Below are 24,936 nucleotides of genomic sequence, written 5' to 3'. Positions count from 1 at the left end.
CGATGGGGTCCGAGGGAATCCCGCCCCACCTCTGCAAGTGAGCGGGCGTGCACGGGTCCTATCCCGCGCACGGTTCAGCGCAAGTCGCCTTGATGGTCGTAGGCCGGGTTCGACTCCCGGCCGAGGCGCTCACCCATTCCGCCCCGGGGCGGGCGTCGTCTCTCCACAAGCCGCGCCCGCCCTGGTCTCTCCCATCCCTCTGTAATCAGGAGTTCCGTCATGCGTTCGTACATCAACGGCCGTCAGGCCGTGACCAGCAATGACTTCATCGAACTTGCCCTGGGCACCCCGGTCGAACTGTGGCTGGGTGTTGAGGGTGAGAGCGAGATGGAGCGCGCGGCCCGTCTGGACGCGGCCCGCGACATCCTCGCGGACGACCCCGGTATGCCGGATGACGTGATTCGCGTCGCCGCCGCCGCGATCGAGGACCACGCGGCGGAACTGTTCAACGTCGTGTCACTGGCCCGCCCGGTTGCCCGCCGCCGTTCGGCGCGCAAGGGGGTGGCGGCATGACTGCCACGATCAGCGAGCGTCCGGCGGTCCCCCCGCTGACGCGCCCGGAACTCGGGCTGGCTGGTGTCGGCGCCGCAGCTGCGGCCGGCGTCGGCTCGCTCGGCTTCCTCGCCTCCTTCGACGCCGTCTCTTCGGCGGCGCTGCGGTGGGGGTTCACCGATCCGTGGATGCTGCCCGTCGGTATCGACGTGGCCATTCCGGTGTTCACCGTCGCCAACCTGCTGCTGGTCCGCATGGACATGGGGTTGGCGTGGGTGCGGTTCGTGCCGTGGCTGCTCACCCTGGTCACCTGCGGGTTGAACATCGCCTCAGGGCGGGGGATGTGGGCCAAGCTCGCGCACGGCACGATGCCGCTGCTGTGGGTGGTGTTCTCCGAGATCGGCGCGCACATCTACGCCGTTCGGATCGGCGCGGTCACCGGCCGGCGCATGGACAAGATCCGCTGGACACGGTGGCTGCTGGCTCCGTGGCCGACGTTCACGCTGTGGCGGGGGATGACGCTGTGGGAGATCACCTCTTACGCCGACGCCCTCACCCGCGAGCGGGAACGGCAGTTGGCCCGCGCCGACCTGCGCGAAGAGCACGGCCGGTTGTGGCGTTCGAAGACGCCACGGCGGGCCCGCGTCCTGCTCAAGCTCGGTGAACTCGCCCCCGGCACCGAACCAGTGACCGCCCAGCCCGAACAGGCCGAGGAGCCGAAGCCCGAGACACCGGCACCGGCACCCGCCCCCGCACCGCGCAAGTCGTCCGCGCCCCGCCGCCGCCCGGCCAAGGCGCCAGCGCGTCGCACGCTCAATGAGCTGTCGTCGCAGGCGCGGGAGTTGACCGGTTCGTGGTCGGACGCGGATATCAACGCCGAAGCGCTGCGCAAGGGTCTGCGCTGCGGGGCCAAGCAGGCGCGCGAGGTGCGCGACATCCTCACCGCGGAGCGCGCCAACCAGCCGTTGCACGCCCTCGACACTCCCGCTGAGAACGACGGCGAGACGGTCAGGGAGGTGGCGGCATGAGCACCCTGTTAGACGTTCTCGGCGCCTCCGCCCCGCTGGCCGCCGGGTGGGCCACGCATGTGCACTGGCTTGGCCGGCGCCTTCACGTCGCCCGGCGTGACCCGCTCACCGGGCTGCGCACCCGCGACGCCTTCACCCACCGCGCCACGGTCCTGCTGAAGGACCCGCGCGCCGTCGTGCTGCTGGCGGATGTGGACCGGTTCAAGCAGATCAACGACACCCACGGCCACGCTGCCGGTGACCTGCTGCTGAAGGCCACCGCCGACCGGCTCGCCCACCACGTGGGCCGCAAGGGGGTAGCGGGGCGCCTCGGGGGCGATGAGTTCGCCGCCGTCCTGATCGATGAGCACGGCGCCGCCGCCGACCTGCTCACGGTGCTGCACGGGATCCTCGCCCGGCCGGTCGACGGGCAGAACCCGGACGTGCACACCACGGTGTCGCTCGGCTGGGTCCACGCCGCGGACTTCCCGGGCGAGGACCTGTCAGGGCTGCTGCGGCGGGCCGATGAGTCGATGTACGCGGCCAAGCAGGCCCGATCCGGGCTGAAGCGGGCCGGGCTCGGCAGGATCTTCGCCACCGTCGCCGGGCGACGCTCCGGGCGCCGCGGTGCCCGCACCGCGCCCCCCGCGGTCGGGATGGCTGCCTGATGTCGGCGCTGACGCTCGCCAAGTGCTACTGCCCGTCGGGCGGCCAGTTCGGCATACCGACCTACCCATGGCGCTACGCCCCGACCGGGCTCGCCACCCGCCGCCAGCTCCGGGCGCTCGGCTTGCGGCCGGGTGGTCAGGAGGTGGCCGCGCAGGTGCTGCGTCCGCGCTACCGACGCGGCCCGCTGGTCGCCTACCTCTACCACGTCGACCGCGCCAAGCCGGTGCGTCCGATGACTCCGGGCAAGAGGGCCGCGCTCGCCAAGGCGATGCGCGCTCGCCGCACCTGTCCCGTCTGCCGGCGCGATGCCGGATACGTCATTCCGGGCTCGCTCGGCATGTGCGTGCCCTGCGCCTACCCCGAAGAACAGCGCGCCGCCTGAACAAGCCACGCACTTTGCGTGCCCTGCTGCCCGGCATCCGGGCTGATGCTCCATGCACAGGCCCGGCCGTCTACCTCTCACAGCGTCGGCCGGGCCCGCCAACCCTCCATCCCTGAAGGGAAGCTCAGTGAATCACCCCGACGAGAATCACGAGTTCTTCGAGCACCTCGAAGCCCAGATGAACACCGACCGCGCCGGCGAGGTGGTCGACCTCGACAAGGCCCGCAACGCCCGCGCCGGGTCGGCCGACCGCACCGGTGCCGAGTCGCCCGACTCGACTGTCGGTGAGTCGGCCGTCCGTACCGTCGACCCGTCGGCCGACACCGGCGACGACGAGTCGGACGACTCGACCCGCCCGCGTCCGGCCGACCCGTCGACCCTGCCGGGCACCGGGATCACGACGTACAAGCGCAAGCCGATCCTGCCGTCCTGGCTGAAGTCCAAGCCCGGTTTCGTCTCCACCGCCCAGCGCGCCACCGGCAACGCCTTCTACGCCACGGCGTATCACGGCATCCGCACCCCCTGGTACACGCTGCGCCTGACCATGGACGCACCCACGGGTGCGGCCCGGCTGATCTCACAGACCAACCGGTGGGTGTGGGACGCCGAAGCGGCCCCGCTGCGCTCCTACGAGGTGGAGCACGAGAACACCGGCGAGTACCTGAAGCTGTCCCGCCAGCGTGACCGCCGTGTGCGGCTGCGCATGCTGGTCATGGCCGTTGCCGGCCTCATCGGGGTGCCGCTCGCGATGGCCTGCTACGTGCTCGCGCCGGGATGGCTGACGCTGTTCGCGTCGGCTGCGGTGCTGGTCGCCGGGTTCAAGGGCGGGAAGGCCGATGAGCCCGTGATCGGCCGGGCCGTTTTGAAGACCGAGCTGGAGAAGCTGACCAGCTCGATCGTGCTCCGGGCGCTGGACAACATCGGCAACCCGAAGCTGACCGCCGCCATCAAGAAGGGCGGCGACATGAACGGGATGCGGTTCACCTCCGAAATCACCCGCGACGGGCCCGGCTACCGCGCCGACCTCGATCTGCCGTGGGGCGTCACCCCGGAGGACATCATGGAGGCCCGCAAGTCGCTCGCCTCCGGCCTGCGGCGCAAGGTCGGCTGCGTGTGGCCGTCGGCCGACCCGACCGAGCACGAGGGACGGCTTGTGCTGTGGGTCGGGGACAAGCCGATGAACGAGACGACCAAGCCCGCCTGGCCGCTGCTGAAGTCAGGTGTGGTCGACCTGTTCAAGCCGGTCGTGTTCGGCAACGACCAGCGCATGGGCGACGTATCGGTGACCCTGATGTTCGCGTCGGTCATCGTCGGGTCGATTCCGCGCATGGGCAAGACGTTCCTGATGCGGCTGTTCCTGCTCATCGCCGCCCTCGACCCGCGCGCGGAAGTCCACGCGTTCGACTTCAAGGGCACCGGCGACTTCGGCGCCCTCGAACCCGTCTGCCACCGCTACCGCGCGGGCGATGAGGACGAGGACATCGAATACGTCCTCAACGCCCTGCGTGAACTGCGCGCGGAGCTGCGGCGGCGGGCGAAGGTCATCAAGTCGCTGCCTCGCTCGCGGTGCCCGGAGTCGAAGGTGACCCCGGAGCTGGCCAACGACAAGGCGCTTCGCCTGCACCCGATCGTGGCCGGGTTCGATGAGTGCCAGGTCCCCTTCGAGCACGAGAAGTACGGCGCCGAGATCGAAGAGATCTGCACCGATCTGGGCAAGCGCGGTCCGGCGCTGGGTATGACGATGCTGTTCGGCACCCAGCGTCCCGACGCTAAGTCGCTGCCCACGGGCATCTCCGCGAACGCGGTGCTGCGGTTCTGCCTGAAGGTCATGGCGCAGCCGGCCAACGACATGGTGCTCGGCACCTCGATGTACAAGGCCGGATACCGCGCCACGATGTTCTCCCGCACCGACCGCGGCATCTGCTGGATGGCCGGTGAAGGAGATGACCCGCGCATCGTCGCCTCCGCGTTCGTGGACGCGGTAGGCGCCGAACAGGTCGTCGCGCGGGCCCGGCAGATGCGCGAGGAGTACGGAAACGTCACCGGCCACGCCATCGGCCAGCTTCCCGAGACCGAAGCCGCCGGCTTCGACCTTCTCGCCGACGTGCTGAAGGTCGTGGCCGTCGATGAGGACAAGGTGTGGAACGAGAAGGTCGCCACCCGACTCGCCGACCTGCGCCCCGAGGTCTACGCCGGATGGAAGGCCGAGACGGTCGCCAAAAATCTGCGCCCGCACGGCATCACGGTGCAGGACGTATGGGCCACAAGCGACAAGGGCAAGGGCACCACCCGGCGCGGCATCGCCCGCGCCGACATCGTCGCCGCCATCACTGAGCGTGACGGAAAGCCCGGCAAGGGCTGACGCGGACCGCTGCTAGGTCTAGCACCCCACCGGTGCTAGACCTAGCAGCCCTGCTAGCACCCTGTTCCCCACCTGATCTGGGAACTCGCATCTAGCACCTCACCTGCGGGAATCCCCGAAAGCCGCCCTGGAGGGCACCCCATGACCCCCTTCATCGTCGCTAGCACCTGCCCACTCCTCATAACTCTCTGTTACATCAGCGTGTGTGCGGGCAGCCCGTACGGCGACTGCCGCCGCTGCCATGGCATGGGCCACGCCATCAAGCACGACCGCAAGGGCCGGGCCAAACGGGGCAAGGACTGCCGCCGCTGCCACGGCTACGGCAAGCGCCTGCGCGTCGGCCGCCGCCTGTACAACCTCTGGCTGCGCATCTACCGCGAGGGCCAGACCGACACCGCCAAGCCCGCCGCCCGTCCGTTCGCGAAGAAGGGCTGACCCATGGCCGTCACCATCTCGCTCGTCCTGCTCTTCGGCATGTTCCTTGCGCTGATCCTGCGGTCCAACAAGAGCTACGGCACCGCGCTCGTGGCCGCGCTGTTCGGCTTCTACGTCGCCAGCACCGGCGCTGCCACAACGATCAACAGCTTCATGACCGCCATCGTCCACGCATTGCCCAACTGACCTGGAAGGGAACGACCGTGAACGAACGCCTCGCCCACGAACCCGCCAAGGGCGCCGTGGCCATCCACCACCCCCAGCTCCTCGACCTGTACACCCCCGGCCCGGCGATGCCGGTCGACCCGTACGGGGAGCGTCAGCTGGTGGTGTGGGTGCCCGACGCCTACGGGCGCATGGTCCCCATGCCCAAGCACCTCGCCCCCGCCCCGCTCCTCGCACCCGAGCCGCGCGACCTGACCCCGCTCCCGCTCCTCGACCCGATCGCCCAAAGGTTCATGGGCGCCGGCCTCGGGGGCGGAGCCCTCGCGGCCGGCGTCGGCTACGGCGTCGGCGAGATCGTCAGCGCCGCCGCCGGGATCAGCGGCGGGGCCCTCGTATGGGCGGCGGTCATCGTCCTCGCCCTGCGTGCCCCCGCTCGCGCCATCAGCGGAGGCAAGGGCAGCACGGTCAACATTCGCAAGGCCGTGATCAAGCGCAACCGCTTCTACAGCTAGCTACGCCCGGGGCGGGCGCCGTCTCTCCACAAGCCGCGCCTGCCCCGGTCTCTCCCATCCCTCGTAAGAGCAGGAGATACCCCAGCATGACCCAACCCGCCGCATCGATCGAGGACGGCAACGTCAGCTTCTGCACCGGTTCCGCCGCGCTCGACCAGGCCGTGCACGCGGTCACCGGTCTGCCGACCGTCATGGTCGCGGAGAAGGACCCCGCAGCCTCCCGGCTGCTGGCAGCCCGCCTGCCCCACGCCCACAACCTCGGCGACATCACCGCCATCGACTGGGACAGCCTGAGCACCGGACCCCGCCCGGCCGCGCTGACCGCCGGCTTTCCCTGCCAGGACATCAGCAACGCCGGACCTCGGGGAGGGATCGCCGGTGACCGCTCCGGACTCTGGAAAACCATCGCCCACGCCGTTCGCGTACTTCGACCCCGACTCGTCTTCCTGGAGAACGTCGCCGCACTCCGCTCCCGCGGGCTCGACGTCGTCGCCGCCGACCTGGCCGCGATCGGGTACGACGCGCGATGGATGTGCCTACGCGCTGGAGATCCCGAAGTCGGAGCCTGCCACCGCCGGGACCGCTGGTTCGCCGTCGCGTATCCCGCTGCTGAAGACCCCTACCTCACAGCTCGGCCGCAACGGGGGCCCGCAGCACCCGGACAAGCGCAAAGCCGGGGGGCACGGGCCCACGCTGGAGGACGAAGTGGTGTTCTTGCTTCCCCCGACCGGGGACTGAGGCTTCTGCCCACCCCGGCCGCCGCCGACGGCACCGGCGGCCCCGGCCTGTCCGTCAAGCGGCAGGGCGGTATGAACCTGCGAACCGCCGTCACCCTGCTGCCCACTCCCGCCGCGCGGGACTGGAAGTCCGGAGCCTCCAACCTGCTCGGTACCAATTCCCGGCCGCTGAACGAGGTCGTGGTGAACCTGCTGCCCACCCCGAAAGCGTCCGACGGGCCGCACGGCGGGCCCAACCAGCGTGACAGCGCGGGCAACTACTACCTGCCCGGCCAGGCCGTGCGCCTGGACGGCCGGTGGGTGGCCACCAACGGCACCGACTACGGGCCCGCGATCGAGCGCTGGGAACGCGTCCTGGGCCGTACGGCCCCTGAGCCGACGGAGCCGGGCACCAAGGGCAACCGGCGCCTGTCGCCGGCGTTCGTGGAATGGATGATGGGCGCCGATCCCGGCTGGGTCACCGACCCGCAGCTGGGCCTGTCGCGCTCCGACCAGCTCAAGATCCTGGGCAACGGCGTCGTCATCCACCAGGCCGAACTGGCCTACCGCACCTTGCTCTCCCTCGGCGTGGCCGCCGACGCGGAGCCTGCCGGACAACTCGCCCTCGACATCGCGTAGAACACGCCCGGGGCGGGCGCCGTCTCTCCACAAGCCGCGCCCACCCCGGTCTCTCCCATCCCTCGTAAGAGCAGGAGATACCCCAGCATGACCCATCCCGCCCTGATCCGGCGAGACCACCTCACCACCGCCCTGCGTCTCGCGGCCGACGGCCTGCCCGTCCTGCCCTTGCGCAAGGGCAAGGTGCCCTTCGCCAACTGCCCCGCCTGCCTGTACACCGCGTGCGGCGGGCGCCCCCACATGAAGACCCCCGGCCCCTGCACCTGCACCGCGCCGTGCCACGGCTGGGCCGCCGCCACCATCGACCCGTGGACCCTCAACTCGCCGCAGTGGGGGGCGGCGTGGCGGGAGGCGGCGGGCATCGCCTATCACCCGGGCGGGGCCGGGCTCACCGTGGTCGACCTCGACCACGCCGACGCCGTCGCCTGGGCCCGCACCACACTGCCGGCCACCCGCACCGTCACCACGACGCGCGGACAACACTGGATCTACCGGGGCACCATGACCTCCGCGAACGGCGTCCGCGATGGCGTCGACATCAAGTCGATGATGGCCTACGCCCGTTGGCGCGGCTCCGGCTCCGGAGTGATCGCCGCGTTGCCGGATGCCGTGCGGGCGCTGACTGTGAAGGCGCCCACCGCCTACCAGGCCCCGGGCATCGACGCGCTGCCCACCCGCGCTGTAGACGGCGTGTGCAGGCACCGCACGCCAGCGTTCCTGGAACGCGGCGTCACGATGGCTGTGGAGCGCATCAACGGGGCGTCCAGCGGCGTTCACTCGGCTGTGTACGCCGCGTTCCTGGCCGTGCTCTCGACGCACGGCCAGTGCGGCTGCCTCACCGAGGACCACATCACGCGCCTGTTCGCCGCCGCGCAGGCCAAGGGCGAGAGCGCCCGGCACTGCACCGACGCCTGGACCAACGCCCGCACGAGGCTGGGACTGTAGCCATGTCCGAGGACGACAAGAACCCGGCCCGCGAAGTCATCGCCACGTACGCGCAAGAGCGGTTCCGCTACTTCCGCACCGCCGACGGCACCGTCTACGCCCAGAAGAACGGCCACCCCGTCGCCCGCCCCATCCGCTCCCAGGGAACCTCCGGGAGCCACCGCCAGGAACTCATGGTCGGCCTGTTCAAGGACGGGATCGGCGTGTTCAACGGCACTGCCCTCAAGGAGGCGCTGGACTTGATCGAAGCACTCGCACTCACCGAGAACACGCAGAACGTGCACATCCGTGTCGCCCCCGGCTTCGACGGCGCCACCTGGCTCGACTTGGGCCGGGCCGACGGGCAGTCGGTGCGCATCCACCCCACGGGATGGGACATCCGCGTCCCTGACCCGCGTGAGGTGTGCTGGCGGCGCACCCAGCTCACCGGCGAACTCCCCCTGCCGGAGAAGAACACCGACGGCAAAGGCATCGACCTGCTGTTCCGCCTGTGCAACTTCGTCAACGCCGAAACCGAATGCCTGGCCATGGCCTGGCTGGTCGGTTGCCTGGAACCCTCCGTCCCCGTCCCCGCCCCGTTCCTGACCGGACCGCAGGGTGCGGGGAAATCGACCGCCGGCCGGATGCTCATCCGCATCATCGAGGGCATGAGCAGCGACCTGCGGCGAGCACCGAAGGATGAGGACAACCTGATCGCGGCTGTGGCCGCCGGTTGGGTCACGGCGCTGGACAACCTCTCTCATATGACCCCGGACCTGTCCGATGCCATGTGCTGCATCGTCACGGGAGCCGAGTCCGTCAAGCGGGCCCTGTTCACCGACGGGGACGTCTTCCGCGCCCGCTACCGGCGCCCTCTCCTGCTGACCGGCATCGACGTTGGCGTTATCCGGCCCGACCTCGCCGAACGTCTCCTGCCTCTGCGGCTGGAGCGGCCGAAGGTGCGGCGCACCGAAGCGGAGCTGTGGACGGAGTACGCGCAGGTCCTGCCCGTCGTGCTCGGCTCGCTGCTCGACCTGACCGTCACCGTCCGCGCGGCTACCGCGGAGACGCCAACAGATCTGCGCATGGCGGACTTCGCGCACCTGTGCGCGCAACTCGACGCCGCGATGGGTCTCGGGGCCCTGCCCGCCTACCGGGCCGGTCTGGACGATCTGAACGACGACGTGATCGAGGGTGACCTCCTCGCCCAGACCGTGCTTCAGTACGCGGCCGACATGCAGCCCGGGGAGCAACAGCGGATGACTTCAGCCGAGTGGCTGCACCTCCTCACGCGCCTCTACAGCGGCGAGGACTGCCGCCCGCTCCCGAAGGGCTGGCCGACGACCGGAAAGGTGCTCTCCGACCGCCTCAAGCGTCTTCAGCCCACCCTCGCCGCCCGCGGCCTGAACGTCGACTGGGGCCGCACCCGCGAAGCCCGCTACATCGAACTCACCGAACCCGCCCTGGCACCAGGCCCGCAGCAAGAATCCGCGTTCTGATCACAAGGTCACCGCACAACGGCAAGAGGAGCACCCGCCGCGACACGGCAACGCGTGCTCCTCTTGCTGTTCGGTGCGGAGCACCACCCCAAGGACGCGCCGCGCAGCGGCCCCTTCTTCACGTCCTGAGCCGCGCACAACAACAGACACCACTCCCTCTCTTTTCCTAAGTAGGAAGACTCTGCGTCACCTGCGTCACAGCCGACGGAAAACGGCCCCTGAGCTGCCGAAACAGGCGTGACGCAGAGCCGAATGTCTGCGTCATCGTGCGTCACCTGCGTCACGCACCCGTGTCACAGACGACGAAGCCGTGACGCAGCGGTGACGCACCCGATCCATCCCACGTCACGCAAAAACGCAGGTCAAAGGCCTGAATGACGCACGTGACGCCGTGACGCAGAAATCCGAACCTCGGACACACAGCACCCGCTATGACCCGAGCCTCGAAGGAGCCCACCGTGGCACGCCCCCAGATGCTCAAACTCCCCGAAGTCCTCGAAGAGATCGGCATCAGTCGCCCCGCCTTCTACCGCATGGAGGCACGCGGCCAAGGCCCCCGTATCCACCGTCTCCCCAACGGCCAAGTCCGTATAAGTCGCGTCGACCTCGACGCGTGGTGGGAGAGCTGCGCCCAGCGCACAGCCTGACAAGTCATCCCGTGGTGCCCGCCCCTCCGGGGGCGGGCTCTGTCCTTCCCGGAGAGTCATGCACCTCACGTTCGACGTGCGCATCTACAGCATCGAGACCCGGCGCGACCGCCCGAAGCCCTACCGAGTTCGCTGGTTGGTCGGCACACAGAAGCACTCGAAGAGCTACACCGTGAAAGCCCAAGCAGACGGGCGACGCACAGAACTGATGACCGCCCTGCGCAAGGGCAACCAGTTCGACGAAGAGACGGGGCTGCCCGTCACCGAACTCCGCGCGCTCAAAGGCTCCGTGACCTGGTACGAGCACACCCGCGCGTACATCGATCGCAGGTGGGACCGCCTTCCGGCCAAGTCCCGCCGCAACGACGCGGACGCCCTGGCCACGATCACGCCCGCGCTGGTGAAGTCGACCGTGGGCCAGCCACCGGCCCGCGCGCTCCGCGCCGCTCTGTACGGATGGGCGTACAACAAGAAGCGCTGGAATCAGGAGCACCCGGCCGAAGTCGCCGACGCACTGCGCTGGCTGGAGAAGAACTCCCTGCCCGTCTCCGCACTCGAAGAACCTGAGACGCTGCGATTGGCTCTCGATGCGCTGTCGACGCTGCTCGATGGTTCCTCCGCAGCCGGACGCACCGCGAACCGCAAGCGAGCATGCCTCAGCGACGTCCTCGGTCTCGCCGTGGAGCGCCGATACTTCAGCGTTCCCGTGAACCCGCTGACCACAGTGAAATGGACGTCCCCAAAGTCCACGGAAGAAGTCGACCCCGCGAGCGTCGCCAACCCTCGGCAGATCCGGGAGCTACTCGCCGGCGTACGCGCCCAAGGCGCCCGCGGAGCCCACCTGGAGGCCTTCTTCGGGTGCCTGTACTACGCCGCCATGAGGCCGGCTGAGGCAGTCGGCCTGACCGCGTCGCAGTGCCATCTGCCCAAGCGCGGGTGGGGGCGGCTCACGCTCCGCGGCGGCATCGTCCATGCCGGCCACGGCTGGACGGACGACGACCGCGCCCACCAGAACCGTCACCTGAAGGCGCGGGCGGCCCGAGACTCGCGGGTGGTACCCGTCCCTCCGCACTTCGTGGCCATGCTCCGCTGGCACATCACGCGTTACGGCGCGGCCCCGGACGGCCGGCTCTTCCGCACGAGCCGCGGAGGTGTGATCCAGGACACAGGCTATGGCGAAGTCTGGGCAGAGGCCCGGAGCGAGACCCTGTCCCCCACCGAGCTGGCCTCACCGCTCGCCCGGCGCCCGTACGACCTCCGGTGCGCAGGCGTGTCTTTCTGGCTCTTCTCTGGGGTCGACCCGATGGAGGTTGCCCGCAGGGCCGGCCACTCTGTGGCGGTGTTGCTCCGGGTCTACGCGAAGGTTCTGGCACAGGCGCAGGACCGCGCGAACCGTCAGATCGAGGCTGGCCTGCGGGAATGGGAGGGAGACGCCGCGTCCCCCGGGGGACGTCTGGGGGACACACGCTGATCAGGGACGGACGACACCCGAGACAGAGTGAGACAAGCCTCGCTTTTGGGGCTTTGCGCTAACCTCGGTGTTCGAGCAAAAGGAAACCCCCTCTGATCTACGTTTCCGCAGATCGGAGGGGGTTCACCTTCATGTGGCGGCGCGTGGATTCGAACCACGGAAGGCTAAGCCGGCAGATTTACAGTCTGCTCCCTTTGGCCGCTCGGGCACACCGCCAGGTTTGCTGCCTGAACCCCGCTTTTGGGCGGTGCTCCGTGGCAACGACGTAAACGATACCCGATGCCCGGGGGTGCTTCGCCACCCGATTGATCGAGCCTTGGAGGGAAGGGGGTGGCTAGGCTTATGCGGATGCGGCCGGGGCCTACGCCGGGCTCGACGGCCGCCCCCACGCACCCCGATACAAGGAGCCACAGGACATGGCCGACTCCAGTTTCGACATCGTCTCGAAGGTCGAGCGGCAGGAGGTCGACAACGCCCTCAACCAGACCGCCAAGGAGATCTCGCAGCGCTACGACTTCAAGAACGTCGGCGCCTCCATCTCCTGGTCCGGCGAGAAGATCCTCATGGAGGCGAACTCCGAGGAGCGCGTGAAGGCGATCCTCGACGTGTTCGAGACCAAGCTGATCAAGCGCGGTATCTCACTGAAGGCGCTGGACGCCGGTGAGCCGCAGCTCTCCGGCAAGGAGTACAAGATCTTCTCGTCCATCGAGGAGGGCATCTCCCAGGACAACGCGAAGAAGGTCGCGAAGATCATTCGTGACGAGGGTCCGAAGGGCGTGAAGGCCCAGGTGCAGGGCGACGAGCTGCGTGTCAGCTCGAAGAGCCGTGACGACCTGCAGGCCGTCCAGGCCCTCCTCAAGGGCAAGGACTTCGACTTCGCGCTGCAGTACGTGAACTACCGGTAGGACGGACGGGAACGTCCCCTGCGAGCCGGGGGCGCGCCCGCGGTTCGGCGGGCGCGCCATGCGCCGGTGGCGTCACGAGAAGGGTGGGCACCCCCTGGGTGCCCACCCGTCTCGTCGCCCGGTCGCGGTCTCCGGCGGAACCGCCGCGCGGCTCAGTCGCGCGAGTTGCCGAAGAGGACCCGGTAGATGATCAGCAGCACGAGCGAACCGCCGATGGCGGCCGCCCAGGTGGCACCGTCGTAGAAGTGCTTGCTGATGGGGTGGTCCAGCCAGCGGGCCGATATCCAGCCGCCGATGAACGCGCCCGCCACACCGATGAGGGTCGTGCCGATGAACCCTCCCGGGTCGCGGCCCGGGAGCAGGAGCTTGGCCACGGCGCCTGCCAGCAGCCCCAGAATGATCCAGCTGATGATGCCCATGCCCTGAACCTGCCCCTCCGTGCCGCAGCCACGCTGTCCCGAACCTGTGAATTCGGTCCGGCAGTGAGCTGCTCGTCCTGTCCGTCCACGCTGCGGGTGACCTCTGCGTCCCGCCGGTGCCGTGTCGATGAACAAGACGTGGACACGGCTCTTTTCGGTTGCGGAGATCAGTAAGGTGCGGCGCATGCCTCAGCCCAGCGCCGCGTTGCGCCGAACCCTCGGCCTGGGTGACGCCGTGGTCATCGGGCTCGGCTCGATGATCGGCGCCGGGATCTTCGCCGCGCTCGGTCCGGCGGCGCGCGCGGCGGGCCCAGGGCTACTGCTCGGTCTCGCGATCGCCGCCGTCGTCGCCTACTGCAACGCGATGTCCTCGGCCCGCCTCGCTGCCCTGTACCCCGCCTCGGGAGGCACGTACGTCTACGGGCGTGAGCGGCTCGGGGCCTTCTGGGGCTATCTGGCGGGCTGGTCGTTCGTCGTCGGCAAGACGGCCTCCTGCGCCGCCATGGCGTTGACGGTGGGCGCGTACGTCTGGCCGGCGCAGGCCCACGCGGTGGGGGTGGCGGCCGTGGTCGCGCTGACCGCCGTGAACTACGGCGGTCTGCAGAAGTCGGCCTGGCTGACCCGGGTGATCGTGGCGGTGGTCCTGGGTGTCCTCGCTTCCGTGGTCGTGGGGTGTCTCGGCTCGGGCGCCTCCGACGCCGGGCGGCTCGGCATCGGGTTGTCGTCCGGCCCGGGAGGCGTGCTCGAGGCGGCCGGTCTGCTGTTCTTCGCCTTCGCCGGGTACGCGCGGATCGCGACGCTCGGCGAGGAGGTGCGGGACCCGGGGCGCACCATTCCGCGCGCGATCCCGCTGGCCCTCGGCATCACGCTCGCGGTGTACGCGGCGGTCTCGGTCGCTGTCCTTTCCGTGCTCGGGCCGGGCGGGCTGGGGCGCGCGGAGGCGCCGCTCGTGGACGCCGTACGGGCGGCGGGGCTGTCCGGGCTCGTGCCGGTCGTGCGGGTGGGGGCCGCGGTGGCCGCGCTCGGCTCACTTCTCGCGCTGATCCTCGGCGTCTCGCGGACCACGCTGGCCATGGCTCGTGACCGTCATCTGCCCGGTGCGCTGGCCGCCGTGCATCCCCGCTTCCAGGTCCCGCACCGGGCGGAACTGGCCGTGGGCGCGGTCGTCGCGGTGCTCGCGGCGACCGTGGACGTACGCGGTGCGATCGGCTTCTCCTCCTTCGGTGTCCTGGCCTACTACGCGGTCGCCAACGCGTCCGCATGGACGGTGCGTTCGACTCTCGTGTCGCGGGTCGTGCCGGTGCTGGGTCTCGTGGGGTGCCTGACGCTGGCGGTCGCCCTGCCCGCGGTGTCGGTGGTGGTGGGCGCGGGTGTGCTGGCGGTCGGGGCGGCTGTCTACGGCGTACGTCTGTGGGCGACCTCGCGCTCGCGCTGACCGGCCCGGGGCGCCGGGCGACCGCCCCTGCTTCGAGGTCGGGCCCGGCCCGAGGATGCCGTCGGCCGCCGGCGGCTTCGTCCTCGCTGCGTCGAGCGTGGTGCGGTACGGAGCCGTGGGTCAGGGCGTCCCGGCTGGTGTCGTGCGCTGCGAGAACGCGGTCCAGGGCTGGAGGTCCCCGCCGTCGTTGGACTCCTCGTACCAACCCGTGCCGTCGAGCCATGTGCGCAGCCAGGTCGCGAGGTCCGGTGCGTCGACGTACCAGGCGTGGTCCGCCTCGTCGGCGTTCGGCTCGTACAGCAGGACGGCCCCGTCGGGGTCCTGGCAGTCCACGCACGCGTACATGCCGCAGCCCCAGTGGGATATCGGCAGCACGCCCTCGGGCCAGGGCCACTCGGGGTCCTTGCGGCCGCTCCGCCGACTGGCCAGGTACTGCGGGACGACGGCCGGCTCACCCGACGGCGGGCCTTCCAGGAGAGGCAACAGGCCGTATTCCGGGCCGAATCCGCCGTCCCCTATCCGCAGGTAGAGCGAGGCGAGCAGTGCGGGCAGCGGGAAGCCCAGGACGGCTTCGGCGCGGGCGACCTCGGCCGTGTCCACGGGCGCGGGGAGCGAAGGCCAGCCCCAGGGACGGGTGTTGCGGGCCTCCGTGGCGACCCGTGCCAGCAACTGCTCGATTTCGGTCATGGGTTCATCATGCAGCGCGCCGCTGACAATCGGGCAGCCTGTGGACAACCCTCAGTCGAGACGGACATCGACCCCTTTTTCCCCCAGGAACGCGAGCAGTTCCTCGAAGGCCGGCGGGTGGTGATCGGTGGGCGGGATGCGGCCGAAGTCGGTGTGCGGGGTGGTGCCGAGGCAGCTGCGGGCGACGGCCGACGCATGCCAGACGAGGGTGAAGGGCCGTCGCGCACCCCGCTCTCCGCGCAGGCAGGCGCCGAGCGTGTCCAGGCTCCGGCCGAAGTAGCCGCCGGGGCCGTTGACCGCTTCGCCGAGCGCGCAGTGGAAGCCGGGGTGGTCGGTGATGTGGCGGCCGTCGAGATGGATGGTGGTTCCGTCGGGTGCGGACGGGGCGCCGCGGGCGTGGTGGTGACGGGCCGTGTCGAGCCAGCAGGAGCGGGCTTCGGGGCCGCAGCGGGCCCAGCGGCCGGGGGTGGACGGACGTCCCTCCCACCACAGGTCCCAGACCTCGGCGGCTCCGGGTGGCGGGCGCTCCGACCAGGGGTCCAGAGCGAGGTCGACCAAGCCCTGGCCGCGCGCCGACGGGATCCAGGCCGTCACCTCGCCCTCGACGGCCTGCTGGACCGTGCTGCCGTGGACGTCGAGGCGCAGCAACCGGCCGTGGCCCAGGTCCTCGTCCCCGGCGTCCAGAGCGGCCCGGAGGGCGCCGCCCGGCGAGCAGCCGAGCAGTCGTATCGGCGCTTCCGCCGGCTCGGGGCCGAGGCGGATGTGCGCGAGGTCCCGGCAGGTTCCCCAGGGCTCCCCGTCGGCGCCGAGGAGGAGGTAGCCGGGTGAGCGGGGCGGCCGTCGGGGGCTCTCCGTGGCGTTCTCCGCGGACTCGGACTCGGACGCCTCGACGGTGATGTCGGCCAGAGACGGATCGTCGACGCGGGGACGGTCGCCGAGAACGCGGACGTCCTCCAGGCACCAGGCCCAGGGGCCGGCACGCTCGCCCGTCCGGTCGAGGCCCTCCAGGCGGAGGGTGCCGAGCGGAGCGGTACGGCGCACACGCGCGTGTGGGAGGGCTTTCATCAGGTCGCCCTGGGGCGCGCATCCCAGCAGTTCGTACGTCCGGCGGGAGGGCGGGAGCGGGGCGCCGAAGAGGCCCTCGGCGTCGGCGCACAGCGCCCAGGGCTCGCCTGGAGCCTCCGTGCCGCACGGTGCGGCCTCGGCCTCGTACGGCACCAGCCGGTACTTCGGCGGCTCCTCCCCCGCGGTCATGCGCTAGCGCGCCGCGAACGGCTCGTCCGTGCGCACGATCTCGCGGCCCAGCGGGAACAGCGAGACCGGGATGAGCTTGAAGTTGGCGATGCCGAACGGGATGCCGATGATCGTGAGGCACATGGCGATGCCCGTCACGATGTGGGTCAGGGCCAGCCACCAGCCGGCGAGGACCAGCCACAGGACGTTGCCCACGCAGGACGGGGCGCCCGCGTCATGGCGCTCCACCGTCGTATAGCCGAACGGCCACAGCGCGTAGATGCCGATGCGGAAGGCGGCGATGCCGAACGGGATGCCGATGATGGTGATGCAGAGGATGACGCCCGCGGCCAGGTACCCGAGGAACAGCCAGAAGCCGCTCAGGATCAGCCAGATGACGTTCAGAATCGTTCTCATTGCTGTCGACCTGCCATCTGCTCGAGCCGGGCGATGCGCTCCGCCATCGGCGGATGCGTCGAGAACATCTTGGACATTCCCTGTCCCGGACGGAAGGGGTTCGCGATCATCATGTGGCTCGCGGTCTCGATGCGCGGCTCGGGAGGCAGGGGCAGCTGCTTGGTGCCGGCGTCGAGCTTGCGCAGCGCGCTCGCGAGGGCGAGGGGGTCGCCGGTGAGCTGGGCGCCGGACGCGTCCGCCTCGTACTCCCTGGAGCGGCTGATGGCGAGCTGGATGAGGGAGGCGGCGAGCGGTCCCAGAATCATGACCAGGAGCATGCCGAGGATGCCGGGGCCGTCGTCGTCGTTGGAGCGGCCGATCGGGATCAGCCAGGCGAAATTGACGAGGAACATGATCACGGAGGCGAGAGCACCGGCCACGGACGAGATCAGGATGTCGCGGTTGTAGACGTGGCTGAGCTCGTGTCCGATGACGCCGCGCAGCTCGCGCTCGTCCAGGATCCGCAGGATCCCCTCGGTGCAGCACACGGCCGCGTTGCGCGGGTTGCGGCCCGTCGCGAAGGCGTTCGGCGCTTCCGTCGGCGAGATGTACAGCCGCGGCATGGGCTGGCGGGCCTGCGTGGAGAGGTCGCGGACCATGCGGTACAGGGCGGGGGCCTCGAACTCGCTCACCGGGCGTGCCCGCATCGCGCGCAGGGCCAGCTTGTCGCTGTTCCAGTAGGCGTACGCGTTCGTCCCGAGCGCGATGACCAGCGCGACGATCAGGCCGGTACGCCCGAAGAAGCTGCCGATGACGATGATGAGTGCGGACAGTCCCCCGAGGAGTACGGCTGTCCTGAGCCCGTTGTGCCGGCGGTGCACGGTACGCCCTCCAAGTGGTGCGGCAGGGGAACCCTTTGCTTGCTTACTGCTCTGCTTCCACTCTTCAGTGGACCCTCCCGTACTGGTCAACGCCAGACGGGAGGGTCTAGTTCCCTTGTGCGCGCGGCCCGGCGGGTGGGCCGTGCGGGTGATCCGGGCGGTGCTCCACGCGCGCGTGAAGCGCGCGGAGAGGCCGGGAACGGGGTCGGATCGGGCCGGGAGCGGCGTGCCCGGGCGGGCCGGTCGGAGCGACGGTCTCCGGTTCTAGAAGAGGCCCGTCTCCGAGAAGCGCAGGATCAGCTGGGGCGCACCGGAAAGGGCGACGCCCAGTACGGCCGTCAGAGCGATCGCGGCCGTCAGCGGGGCCGGGACGCGGTGGGTGCCCGGCTCGCCCTCGGGGGCGCGGAAGAGGAGCGTCGTCCACTGGAGGTAGTAGAAGAGCGCGATCACCACGTTGACGGCCATGACGACGGCCAGCCAGCCGAGCCCGGCGTCGACGACCGCCGAGAAGACGGTCACCTTGGCGAAGAGGCCGATGATGCCCGGCGGCAGACCGGCGAGGCAGAGCAGGAAGAAGCCGAGCACCAGCGCGGTGAGCGGGTTCCTCGCGTAGAGGCCGCGGTAGTCGCTGATGCGGTTGAGCGGGCTCGTACGGGCCACCAGGGCGGCGACCGCGAAGGCGCCGAGGTTCACGGCGGCGTACATGAGGGCGTAGGCGACCGTGGAGCCGATGGCCTTCTGCGCGTCCTTGGAGTAGGCCGCGGACGCGATCGGCACCAGGAGGTAGCCGGCCTGTCCGACGGAGGACCAGGCGAGCAGCCGGACCGCGCTGTACGCGCGCGTGGAGCGCTGCCGCAGGGCCCCTACGTTGCCGACCGTCATGGTGAGGGCGGCGAGCGCGGCCATCGCCGGGCCCCAGACGTCGGCGTACGACGGGAACGCGATGACGGTGACGAGGATCAGCCCGGAGAAGCCGACCGCCTTGCCGACGACGGACAGGTAGGCGGCGATCGGCAGAGGCGCACCCACGTAGGTGTCGGGCACCCAGAAGTGGAAGGGCACCGCGGCCGTCTTGAACGCGAAGCCGACGAGGGTGAGGACGACGCCCGTCTGGGCGAGGGTGTGGAACTGTCCGTCGACGTGCTGGATCCGGTCGGCGATCCGGGTGAGGTGGAGGGTGCCCGTCGTGGCGTAGACGAAGCTGACGCCCATCAGGCTGACCGCGGTCGCGGTGACCGACGACAGGAAGAACTTCAGGGCCGCTTCCGAGGACTTCCTGTCGCCCCGCCGGATGCCGACGAGGGCGAAGGCGGGCAGGGAGGCGACCTCCAGGGCGACGATGAGAGTGGCGAGGTCGCGGGAGGCGGGGAGCAGGGCGGCGCCCGCGGCCGAGGAGAGCAGCAGGAACCAGTACTCCCCCTCGGGGAGTTCCTTGTCGGCGTCCTTGAGGGCGGTGACGGAGAGCAGGGCCGCGAGGAGCGCGCCGCCGAGGACCAGGAGCTGGACGACCAGGGTGAAGCGGTCCGCGACGTAGCTGCAGGCGTCCGCGTCACCGGTCAGGCAGAACGTGGCACGGTCGCCGTCGAGGAGGGGCAGCAGCAGCAGCGCGGACGCGGCGAGGCCCGCCACCGAGACCCAGCCCAGTACGGCCTTGCGGGCTTCACCGAGGAAGAGGTCGGCGACGAGCACGACGAGTGCGACGACCGCCGCGAGGGTGGGCGGCGCGATGGCGAGCCAGTCGACGGACTGGACCAGGGAACTCATCGGGTGCCTCCTGCGAGGAGCTGCTGTACGGCCGGGTCGGTCAGGCCGAGGAGGGCCCGGGGCCACAGGCCGGCGACGACGGTGAGGGCGACGAGCGGCGTCCAGGCGGCGAACTCGTAGGTCTGCACGTCGGCGAGTTTCGGCGTCTCCTGGGCGACCGGGCCCATACAGACGCGGCGCACCACCACGAGCATGTAAGCGGCGGTGAGCAGGGTGCCGAACGCGGCGATCGCCATGAAGGTCAGATAGGCGGGCCTGCTGAGGGCCTCGGCGGGCTTGAACGCGCCGAACAGCGCCAGCATCTCGCCCCAGAATCCGGCGAGGCCGGGCAGCCCGAGCGAGGCGACGGCGGCGAACGCGAGCAGGCCGCCGAGGCGCGGGGCCTTGCCGTACAGCGCGGCGCCGGTCCGGTCGGCGAGGGTGTCGAGGTCCGTGGTGCCCGTGCGGTCCTTCAGTGCTCCGACCAGGAAGAAGAGGAGGCCGGTGATGAGGCCGTGGGCGATGTTGGCGAACAGCGCGCCGTTCACGCCGGTCGGCGTCATGGTCGAGATGCCGAGCAGGACGAAGCCCATGTGGCCGACGGAGGAGTAGGCGATGAGCCGCTTGAGGTCGCCCTTCGCGCCCTGCTTGGCGAGGGCCAGGCAGGCCAGCGAACCGTAGATGATCCCGACCACCGCGAGGGCCGCGAGGTAGGGGGCGAAGGTGCGGAAGCCGTCCGGGGTGATGGGCAGCAGGATCCGCACGAACCCGTACGTGCCCATCTTCAGCATGACGCCGGCCAGCAGGACCGAGCCGACGGTCGGCGCGGCGGTGTGGGCGTCCGGCAGCCAGCTGTGCAGCGGCCACATCGGCGTCTTGACCGCGAGTCCGATCCCGATCGCCAGAACGGCGATGACCTGCACGGATGTGCTCAGCGATCGGCCGTTGTCAGTGGCGAGTGCCACCATGTCGAATGTGCCCGCCCTGATTCCGATCAGGAGCAGGCCGAGCAGCATGACGACCGAGCCGAGCAGGGTGTAGAGGATGAACTTCCAGGCCGCGGCCTGACGTTGGGCACCTCCCCACCGTGCGATGAGGAAGTACATCGGGATGAGCACCATCTCGAACGCGAGAAAGAACAGCAGCAGGTCGAGGACGGCGAAGGTCGCGAGGGTGCCGGTCTCGAGGACGAGCAGCAGCGCGACGAATGCCTTCGGGGTCGGGCCCGCGGGCATCTTGAAGTAGGAGTACAGCGCGCACAGGAAGGTCAGCAGCGCGGTCAGCACCAGAAGGGGGAGGGAGATGCCGTCGATGCCGAGGTGGATCCGCACGTCGAGTGCGGGGATCCAGCTGATGTCCGTCGTGGCCTGCATCTTCGACGGGTGGTCGTGGTCGAAGCCGAGCGCGAGGACGATCGCGGCGATGAGGACGACACCGGTGACGACGACGCCGTGCCGCAGCACCGCCTGCTCGGGCGACTTCCCCTTCAGTCCGGGCGGGGCCGGCAGCAGGGCCGCGGCGGCCCCGATGAGCGGCCCGACGACGATCAACGCGAGAAGAACCTGCATCACGGACTCACTGATATCGATCACGCCTGCTCACGCTCCCGTGGCGACGAGGACGGCGGCGACCACCAGGACGACGGTGCCGGCGAGCAGCGCGCTCACATAGGTCTGCACGTTGCCGGTCTGCGCCCGCCGTACGGCGGCGCCGAGCCAGCGGGGTAGGGCGCCCGCGCCGCGTACGTACGTGTCGACGACCTCGCGGTCGAGGAACCGGACGAGCTGGGCTCCGGCCTGGACCGGGCGGACGAACAGCGCGTGGTACACGGCGTCGAGGTGGAAGCCGACGGCCGCGTGGCGGTGCAGCGGGCCGAGCAGCAGCCTGCCAGGGTCCGCGGGGTCGGGCACGTAGGCCACGTCTCCGAACGCGGGTTCGTGGCTGGCGATGGCCTCGGCCTCGACCAGTCCGGCATCGGCGTCGGGGTGGGCCGCGACCGCACCCAGCGGGACGCGGAGCGCCATCGCGGTGGTGTGCCGCCAGGCCCCGTAGGTGATGACCACGCCGACCAGGGCGAGGCCGGTGCCGAGCACCGAGGTGGTGAGCACGGGCGTCAGGTCGCGGCCGTCGAACCAGTCGGGGAGCGGCCCGTAGGTGAGGCCGAAGGCGAGCGAGGGCACGGCGAGCACCCACAGGACGGCGGTCATGGTGACCGGCTGCCTGCCGTGGTCGGGGGCCTCGGTTCCCCGTCCGTGGAAGGCGAGGAGCCACAGCCGGGTGGCGTAGGCGGCGGTGAGGACGGCGGTGACCATGCCGGTGATCAGGACGATCCAGCCCGCGGCGCCGGGAGCGTGCTCGGTGTGGCCGGTGGCGACGTGCTCGGCGGCGCCGAGGACGGCCTCCTTGGAGAAGAAACCGCTGAAGGGCGGGATGGCGGCGAGCGCGAGGAGGGCCACGGTCATCGTCCAGTACGCGTCGGGCACGCGGTTGCGCAGGCCCTTCATACGGGACATGACGGCGAGCGAGTTGGTGCCGGAGGCGTGGATGACGACACCGGCGGCGAGGAACAGCAGCGCCTTGAAGGCGCCGTGCGCGAGGAGGTGGAAGACGGCGGCACCGCGGTCGCCGACGGCGAGGGCGCCGGCCATGTAGCCGAGCTGGCCGATCGTCGAGTAGGCGAGGACCCGCTTGATGTCGTCCTGGGCGAGCGCGGCGAGGCCGGACCCGGCCATCGTGACGCCGGCCATGACGGCGAGGACGACCATCGCGGCCGAGGAGGCCTGGAAGACGGGAAGGAGCCGGGCGACGAAGTAGATGCCGGCGGCGACCATCGTCGCGGCGTGGATCAGCGCGGAGACGGGGGTGGGGCCCGCCATCGCGTCGGGCAGCCAGGTGTGCAGCGGGAACAGCGCCGACTTGCCCGCGACGCCGGCGAGGAGGAGCAGGGCGACCAGCGTCGGGTGGTGCAGTCCGCCGCTCGCGACGGTGCCGAGGACCGAGGTGATGCGGAAGGAGCCGGCGTCGGTGGCCAGCGCGAACAGACCGATGAGGAAGGGGACGTCGCCGAGTTTGGTGACCAGGAAGGCCTTGAGGGAGGCGGCGCGCGCCTCCGGGGTCTCCCAGTAGTGGCCGACGAGGAAGTACGAGCAGATGCCCATGATCTCCCAGCCGACCAGGAGCACCATCAGGTCGCCGGAGTAGACGACGAGCAGCATCGCGGAGGTGAAGAGGGAGACGAGAGCGGCGTACGAGGGGTAGCGCGGGTCGTCGCGCAGGTAGCCCGTCGAGTAGATCTGCACGCAGGTGGCGACGACGCCGACGAGGACGGCGACGAGGGCGGCGAAGCCGTCGATGTGCAGGGACAGCTCGATGGGGACGGAGCCGGTCGGGGTGAGTTCGGTGTGCGCGTCGATGGCCTGCCCGCCGCCTTGGCGGACGGCGACGGTCACGGCGAGGACGAGTGACGCGAGCGGGGGCAGGACGGCGAGCGGCCGGACGAATCCGGGCGACGTGCGGCCCAGGAGGAGGCCGGCGGCGGCGCCCAGGAACGGCAGGAGGGGGACGAGGACGGCGAGGGTGGTCGTGGTCACGCGGTGGCCTCAGCCTTCTCGGCCACGGGGGCGTCGCTGTCGGAGTCGTCGCTGCCGGGGTCGTGTCCCTCGGCGGTGTCGCGGAGCTTGTCGATGTCCGAGGTGCCGCGGTTGCGGTACACGGACAGGACGATCGCCAGGCCGATGCCGATCTCGGCGGCGGCGATGGCGATGGTGAACAGGGTGAGGGCCTGGCCGGAGTGCAGGGTGTCGCGGGCCGCCTTGGACAGCCACACGTCGAAGGCGACGAGGTTCAGGTTGACGGCGTTGAGCATGAGCTCGACCGACATCAGGACCAGGATCGCGTTGCGCCGTGCGAGGACTCCGTACAGGCCGGTGCCGAACAGGAGGGCTGCCAGCACGGCGGGATAGGCGAGGTGCATCAGCGGGCCCCCTGCTTGTCTTCGTGTTCCGTGCCGTTGCGGCCGCCGGGGACGCGCGGTCCTGCCGTCGCGCCCGTGGCCGTGCCGGCGTTCGTCTCCGTCTTCGCCTTGCGGGAGAGGACGATCGCGCCGACCAGGGCGGCGAGGAGGAGGACGGAGAGGGCTTCGAAGGGGAGGACCCAGTTCTGGAAGAGGCTCGCGCCGGTGACCTCGGTGGAGCCGGCGGCGGGACCGTTCAGGTCGACCCAGGTCGTGCGGAAGGCGTCGACGACGACCCAGACGAGGGCGCCGGTCGCGGCGACCGCGACGGTGAGGGCCGCCCAGCGGTTGCCCGAGTCGGCGTCCGGGGAGCGCCCGATGGGGGCCTTGGTGAGCATCAGGCCGAAGAGGAGGAGGACGACGACGGAACCGACGTAGATGAGGACCTGCACCCAGGCGATGAACTCGGCCGTCAGCAGCAGGTATTCGACGGCCAGACCGCCGAGCGCCACGACCAGCCAGAGGGCGGCGTGCACCAGTTGCCTGGTGGTGACGGAGACGAGCGCGGCGCCGAAGGTGACCAGGCCGACGAGGACGAAGGCGATCTCGACGCCTGTCGGGGACAGGAAGCCGTGATGTCCGGCGGCGACGGTGGTGGTCGCGCGGGCCACCGTGGCGGTGGCTGCTGCGAAGGTCACGACTGGCCCTCCTGAGGACCGGAGGGCGGTGCGGCCGGGGGCTCCGGTTGTCCGGGCGGGGCGGTCGGCGCCTCTGCTTCCGCTGCCTCCGCTTCCGCTGCCTCCGCCCGCGCTGCCTGCTCGGCGGCGAGTTTGTCGGCGGTCTTGCGGGCCGCGGCGATCTCCTTGGGTTCCTCGGCGGCGGGGTCGAGGGCGGGCGGGGCCGGGACGGTCCACATCCACTCGCGGAGCTTGTCGCGCTCGTGGGTGAGTTCGTGGATGTCGGTCTCCGCGTACTCGAACTCCGGGGACCAGAACAGCGCGTCGAAAGGACAGACCTCGATGCAGATACCGCAGTACATGCACAGGGAGAAGTCGATGGCGAAGCGGTCGAGGACGTTGCGGCTGCGCTCGCGGCCACCGGGGGCGGCGGGCGGCACCGTCTCCTTGTGGGAGTCGATGTAGATGCACCAGTCCGGGCACTCGCGGGCGCACAGCATGCAGACCGTGCAGTTCTCCTCGAAGAGGCCGATGACGCCGCGGGTGCGGGGCGGGAGTTCGGGCTGGGCGTCGGGGTACTGCGCGGTGACGGTCTTCTTCGTCATCGTGCGGAGGGTGACGGCCAGACCCTTGGCGAGGCCGGAGCCGGGGATGCGGGAACGGGTGGGCGGGAGGGGCTCGGCCATGG

General features: G+C 70.5%; 26 protein-coding genes and 1 tRNA gene. 15 read left to right on the top strand and 12 right to left on the bottom strand.

The features are described 5' to 3' along the window. Positions 1-219: 219 nt before the first annotated feature. From B0675_RS12265 to B0675_RS12205, 13 genes are all read left to right on the top strand, one after another. Positions 220-513, top strand: coding sequence for a hypothetical protein (locus B0675_RS12265; protein ID WP_081218847.1), 294 nt, complete (start codon positions 220-222; stop codon positions 511-513). Beyond that, a complete protein-coding gene (locus B0675_RS12260; protein ID WP_081218846.1) occupies positions 510-1,520 on the top strand; it encodes a DUF2637 domain-containing protein in 1,011 nt (336 codons plus the stop codon). The genes B0675_RS12265 and B0675_RS12260 overlap by 4 nt, the downstream gene beginning before the upstream one ends. Then, positions 1,517-2,167 carry a GGDEF domain-containing protein gene (locus B0675_RS12255; RefSeq protein ID WP_081218845.1) on the top strand — a complete coding sequence of 217 codons (651 nt, stop codon included), beginning with the start codon at positions 1,517-1,519 and terminating at the stop codon, positions 2,165-2,167. Before B0675_RS12260 ends, B0675_RS12255 begins: the two co-directional genes overlap by 4 nt. Continuing rightward, positions 2,167-2,550 carry an RRQRL motif-containing zinc-binding protein gene (locus tag B0675_RS12250; protein WP_081218844.1) on the top strand — a complete coding sequence of 128 codons (384 nt, stop codon included), beginning with the start codon at positions 2,167-2,169 and terminating at the stop codon, positions 2,548-2,550. The genes B0675_RS12255 and B0675_RS12250 overlap by 1 nt, the downstream gene beginning before the upstream one ends. 127 nt (positions 2,551-2,677) lie before the next feature. Next, entirely contained in the window at positions 2,678-4,912 is a 2,235-nt protein-coding gene (locus tag B0675_RS12245) for a cell division protein FtsK (protein WP_081218843.1), read from the top strand. A gap of 246 nt (positions 4,913-5,158) precedes the next feature. Then, complete coding sequence (locus B0675_RS42545; RefSeq protein ID WP_347108682.1) at positions 5,159-5,347, top strand: hypothetical protein; 189 nt, start codon at positions 5,159-5,161, stop codon at positions 5,345-5,347. 3 nt (positions 5,348-5,350) lie between these two features. Then, entirely contained in the window at positions 5,351-5,533 is a 183-nt protein-coding gene (locus B0675_RS12235) for a hypothetical protein (protein ID WP_081218841.1), read from the top strand. A 17-nt stretch (positions 5,534-5,550) separates the two neighbouring features. Beyond that, positions 5,551-6,024 carry a hypothetical protein gene (locus B0675_RS12230; protein ID WP_081218840.1) on the top strand — a complete coding sequence of 158 codons (474 nt, stop codon included), beginning with the start codon at positions 5,551-5,553 and terminating at the stop codon, positions 6,022-6,024. An 86-nt stretch (positions 6,025-6,110) separates the two neighbouring features. After that, the gene (locus B0675_RS12225) at positions 6,111-7,379 is read left to right on the top strand and encodes a DNA cytosine methyltransferase (RefSeq protein WP_081218839.1); all 1,269 of its coding nucleotides are present in this window, start codon (positions 6,111-6,113) and stop codon (positions 7,377-7,379) included. A gap of 87 nt (positions 7,380-7,466) precedes the next feature. Further along, the gene (locus tag B0675_RS12220; protein WP_081218838.1) at positions 7,467-8,324 is read left to right on the top strand and encodes a bifunctional DNA primase/polymerase; all 858 of its coding nucleotides are present in this window, start codon (positions 7,467-7,469) and stop codon (positions 8,322-8,324) included. A 2-nt stretch (positions 8,325-8,326) separates the two neighbouring features. Beyond that, complete coding sequence (locus tag B0675_RS12215; protein ID WP_081218837.1) at positions 8,327-9,802, top strand: ATP-binding protein; 1,476 nt, start codon at positions 8,327-8,329, stop codon at positions 9,800-9,802. Positions 9,803-10,260: 458 nt separating this feature from the next. Then, positions 10,261-10,449 carry a helix-turn-helix domain-containing protein gene (locus B0675_RS12210; protein WP_107482614.1) on the top strand — a complete coding sequence of 63 codons (189 nt, stop codon included), beginning with the start codon at positions 10,261-10,263 and terminating at the stop codon, positions 10,447-10,449. A 58-nt stretch (positions 10,450-10,507) separates the two neighbouring features. Beyond that, positions 10,508-11,920, top strand: coding sequence for a site-specific integrase (locus B0675_RS12205; RefSeq protein WP_081218835.1), 1,413 nt, complete (start codon positions 10,508-10,510; stop codon positions 11,918-11,920). A 134-nt stretch (positions 11,921-12,054) separates the two neighbouring features. On the opposite strand, the gene B0675_RS12200 is transcribed toward B0675_RS12205, so the two are convergent. Continuing rightward, a tRNA-Tyr gene (locus B0675_RS12200) sits at positions 12,055-12,136 on the bottom strand. 200 nt (positions 12,137-12,336) lie between these two features. Between B0675_RS12200 and B0675_RS12195 the strand changes: the two genes are divergently transcribed. After that, positions 12,337-12,825: a YajQ family cyclic di-GMP-binding protein gene (locus B0675_RS12195; RefSeq protein ID WP_081218834.1), complete on the top strand. Its 489-nt coding sequence runs from the start codon at positions 12,337-12,339 to the stop codon at positions 12,823-12,825. A 152-nt stretch (positions 12,826-12,977) separates the two neighbouring features. Here the strand turns inward: B0675_RS12195 and B0675_RS12190 are convergent, their stop codons facing one another. Next, complete coding sequence (locus B0675_RS12190; RefSeq protein ID WP_081218833.1) at positions 12,978-13,244, bottom strand: GlsB/YeaQ/YmgE family stress response membrane protein; 267 nt, start codon at positions 13,242-13,244, stop codon at positions 12,978-12,980. A gap of 184 nt (positions 13,245-13,428) precedes the next feature. Here B0675_RS12190 and B0675_RS12185 point away from each other — a divergent pair, with 184 nt between their 5' ends. After that, positions 13,429-14,679, top strand: coding sequence for an APC family permease (locus tag B0675_RS12185; protein WP_081218832.1), 1,251 nt, complete (start codon positions 13,429-13,431; stop codon positions 14,677-14,679). Between the two features lie 120 nt (positions 14,680-14,799). Here the strand turns inward: B0675_RS12185 and B0675_RS12180 are convergent, their stop codons facing one another. The 10 genes from B0675_RS12180 to B0675_RS12135 form a co-directional block, all read right to left on the bottom strand. Further along, positions 14,800-15,366, bottom strand: coding sequence for an SMI1/KNR4 family protein (locus tag B0675_RS12180; protein ID WP_081218831.1), 567 nt, complete (start codon positions 15,364-15,366; stop codon positions 14,800-14,802). Positions 15,367-15,417: 51 nt separating this feature from the next. Beyond that, on the bottom strand, positions 15,418-16,620 hold the full coding sequence (locus tag B0675_RS12175; RefSeq protein ID WP_081218830.1) for a barstar family protein: 1,203 nt from the start codon (positions 16,618-16,620) through the stop codon (positions 15,418-15,420). A 3-nt stretch (positions 16,621-16,623) separates the two neighbouring features. Further along, complete coding sequence (locus tag B0675_RS12170) at positions 16,624-17,016, bottom strand: YccF domain-containing protein (protein WP_081218829.1); 393 nt, start codon at positions 17,014-17,016, stop codon at positions 16,624-16,626. Beyond that, a complete protein-coding gene (htpX, locus tag B0675_RS12165; protein WP_081218828.1) occupies positions 17,013-17,876 on the bottom strand; it encodes a zinc metalloprotease HtpX in 864 nt (287 codons plus the stop codon). The genes B0675_RS12170 and htpX overlap by 4 nt, the downstream gene beginning before the upstream one ends. A 264-nt stretch (positions 17,877-18,140) precedes the next feature. Next, complete coding sequence (locus B0675_RS12160; protein ID WP_081218827.1) at positions 18,141-19,640, bottom strand: NADH-quinone oxidoreductase subunit N; 1,500 nt, start codon at positions 19,638-19,640, stop codon at positions 18,141-18,143. Further along, the gene (locus B0675_RS12155) at positions 19,637-21,211 is read right to left on the bottom strand and encodes an NADH-quinone oxidoreductase subunit M (protein WP_081218826.1); all 1,575 of its coding nucleotides are present in this window, start codon (positions 21,209-21,211) and stop codon (positions 19,637-19,639) included. Before B0675_RS12155 ends, B0675_RS12160 begins: the two co-directional genes overlap by 4 nt. Positions 21,212-21,217: 6 nt before the next feature. After that, a complete protein-coding gene (locus B0675_RS12150; RefSeq protein ID WP_081218825.1) occupies positions 21,218-23,209 on the bottom strand; it encodes an NADH-quinone oxidoreductase subunit L in 1,992 nt (663 codons plus the stop codon). After that, positions 23,206-23,592 (bottom strand): NADH-quinone oxidoreductase subunit NuoK, encoded by a 387-nt coding sequence (gene nuoK, locus B0675_RS12145; RefSeq protein WP_081218824.1) that lies wholly within the window; start codon positions 23,590-23,592, stop codon positions 23,206-23,208. Before nuoK ends, B0675_RS12150 begins: the two co-directional genes overlap by 4 nt. Then, the gene (locus tag B0675_RS12140; protein WP_081218823.1) at positions 23,592-24,269 is read right to left on the bottom strand and encodes an NADH-quinone oxidoreductase subunit J; all 678 of its coding nucleotides are present in this window, start codon (positions 24,267-24,269) and stop codon (positions 23,592-23,594) included. Before B0675_RS12140 ends, nuoK begins: the two co-directional genes overlap by 1 nt. Beyond that, positions 24,266-24,934: an NADH-quinone oxidoreductase subunit I gene (locus B0675_RS12135; RefSeq protein ID WP_081218822.1), complete on the bottom strand. Its 669-nt coding sequence runs from the start codon at positions 24,932-24,934 to the stop codon at positions 24,266-24,268. Before B0675_RS12135 ends, B0675_RS12140 begins: the two co-directional genes overlap by 4 nt. Positions 24,935-24,936 lie beyond the last annotated feature (2 nt).

Source organism: Streptomyces sp. M41(2017), assembly GCF_002078175.1.
In the GTDB taxonomy this organism is placed as follows: domain Bacteria; phylum Actinomycetota; class Actinomycetes; order Streptomycetales; family Streptomycetaceae; genus Streptomyces.
Note: the sequence above shows the minus strand (reverse complement) of the source record. Positions and strands in the feature narration are given on the sequence as shown.

Excerpts from the sequence above, each read along its gene's own strand:
- B0675_RS12255 (WP_081218845.1), top strand. The coding sequence starts at position 1,517 with ATGAGCACCCTGTTAGACGTTCTCGGCGCCTCCGCCCCGCTGGCCGCC.
- B0675_RS12215 (WP_081218837.1), top strand. The coding sequence starts at position 8,327 with ATGTCCGAGGACGACAAGAACCCGGCCCGCGAAGTCATCGCCACGTAC.
- B0675_RS12160 (WP_081218827.1), bottom strand. The coding sequence starts at position 19,640 with ATGAGTTCCCTGGTCCAGTCCGTCGACTGGCTCGCCATCGCGCCGCCC.
- B0675_RS12225 (WP_081218839.1), top strand. The coding sequence starts at position 6,111 with ATGACCCAACCCGCCGCATCGATCGAGGACGGCAACGTCAGCTTCTGC.
- B0675_RS12175 (WP_081218830.1), bottom strand. The coding sequence starts at position 16,620 with ATGACCGCGGGGGAGGAGCCGCCGAAGTACCGGCTGGTGCCGTACGAG.
- B0675_RS12135 (WP_081218822.1), bottom strand. The coding sequence starts at position 24,934 with ATGGCCGAGCCCCTCCCGCCCACCCGTTCCCGCATCCCCGGCTCCGGC.
- B0675_RS12170 (WP_081218829.1), bottom strand. The coding sequence starts at position 17,016 with ATGAGAACGATTCTGAACGTCATCTGGCTGATCCTGAGCGGCTTCTGG.
- B0675_RS12180 (WP_081218831.1), bottom strand. The coding sequence starts at position 15,366 with ATGACCGAAATCGAGCAGTTGCTGGCACGGGTCGCCACGGAGGCCCGC.
- B0675_RS12220 (WP_081218838.1), top strand. The coding sequence starts at position 7,467 with ATGACCCATCCCGCCCTGATCCGGCGAGACCACCTCACCACCGCCCTG.
- B0675_RS12185 (WP_081218832.1), top strand. The coding sequence starts at position 13,429 with ATGCCTCAGCCCAGCGCCGCGTTGCGCCGAACCCTCGGCCTGGGTGAC.
- B0675_RS12235 (WP_081218841.1), top strand. The coding sequence starts at position 5,351 with ATGGCCGTCACCATCTCGCTCGTCCTGCTCTTCGGCATGTTCCTTGCG.
- B0675_RS12265 (WP_081218847.1), top strand. The coding sequence starts at position 220 with ATGCGTTCGTACATCAACGGCCGTCAGGCCGTGACCAGCAATGACTTC.
- B0675_RS12190 (WP_081218833.1), bottom strand. The coding sequence starts at position 13,244 with ATGGGCATCATCAGCTGGATCATTCTGGGGCTGCTGGCAGGCGCCGTG.
- B0675_RS12205 (WP_081218835.1), top strand. The coding sequence starts at position 10,508 with ATGCACCTCACGTTCGACGTGCGCATCTACAGCATCGAGACCCGGCGC.
- nuoK (WP_081218824.1), bottom strand. The coding sequence starts at position 23,592 with ATGCACCTCGCCTATCCCGCCGTGCTGGCAGCCCTCCTGTTCGGCACC.
- B0675_RS12260 (WP_081218846.1), top strand. The coding sequence starts at position 510 with ATGACTGCCACGATCAGCGAGCGTCCGGCGGTCCCCCCGCTGACGCGC.
- B0675_RS12250 (WP_081218844.1), top strand. The coding sequence starts at position 2,167 with ATGTCGGCGCTGACGCTCGCCAAGTGCTACTGCCCGTCGGGCGGCCAG.
- B0675_RS42545 (WP_347108682.1), top strand. The coding sequence starts at position 5,159 with ATGGGCCACGCCATCAAGCACGACCGCAAGGGCCGGGCCAAACGGGGC.
- B0675_RS12195 (WP_081218834.1), top strand. The coding sequence starts at position 12,337 with ATGGCCGACTCCAGTTTCGACATCGTCTCGAAGGTCGAGCGGCAGGAG.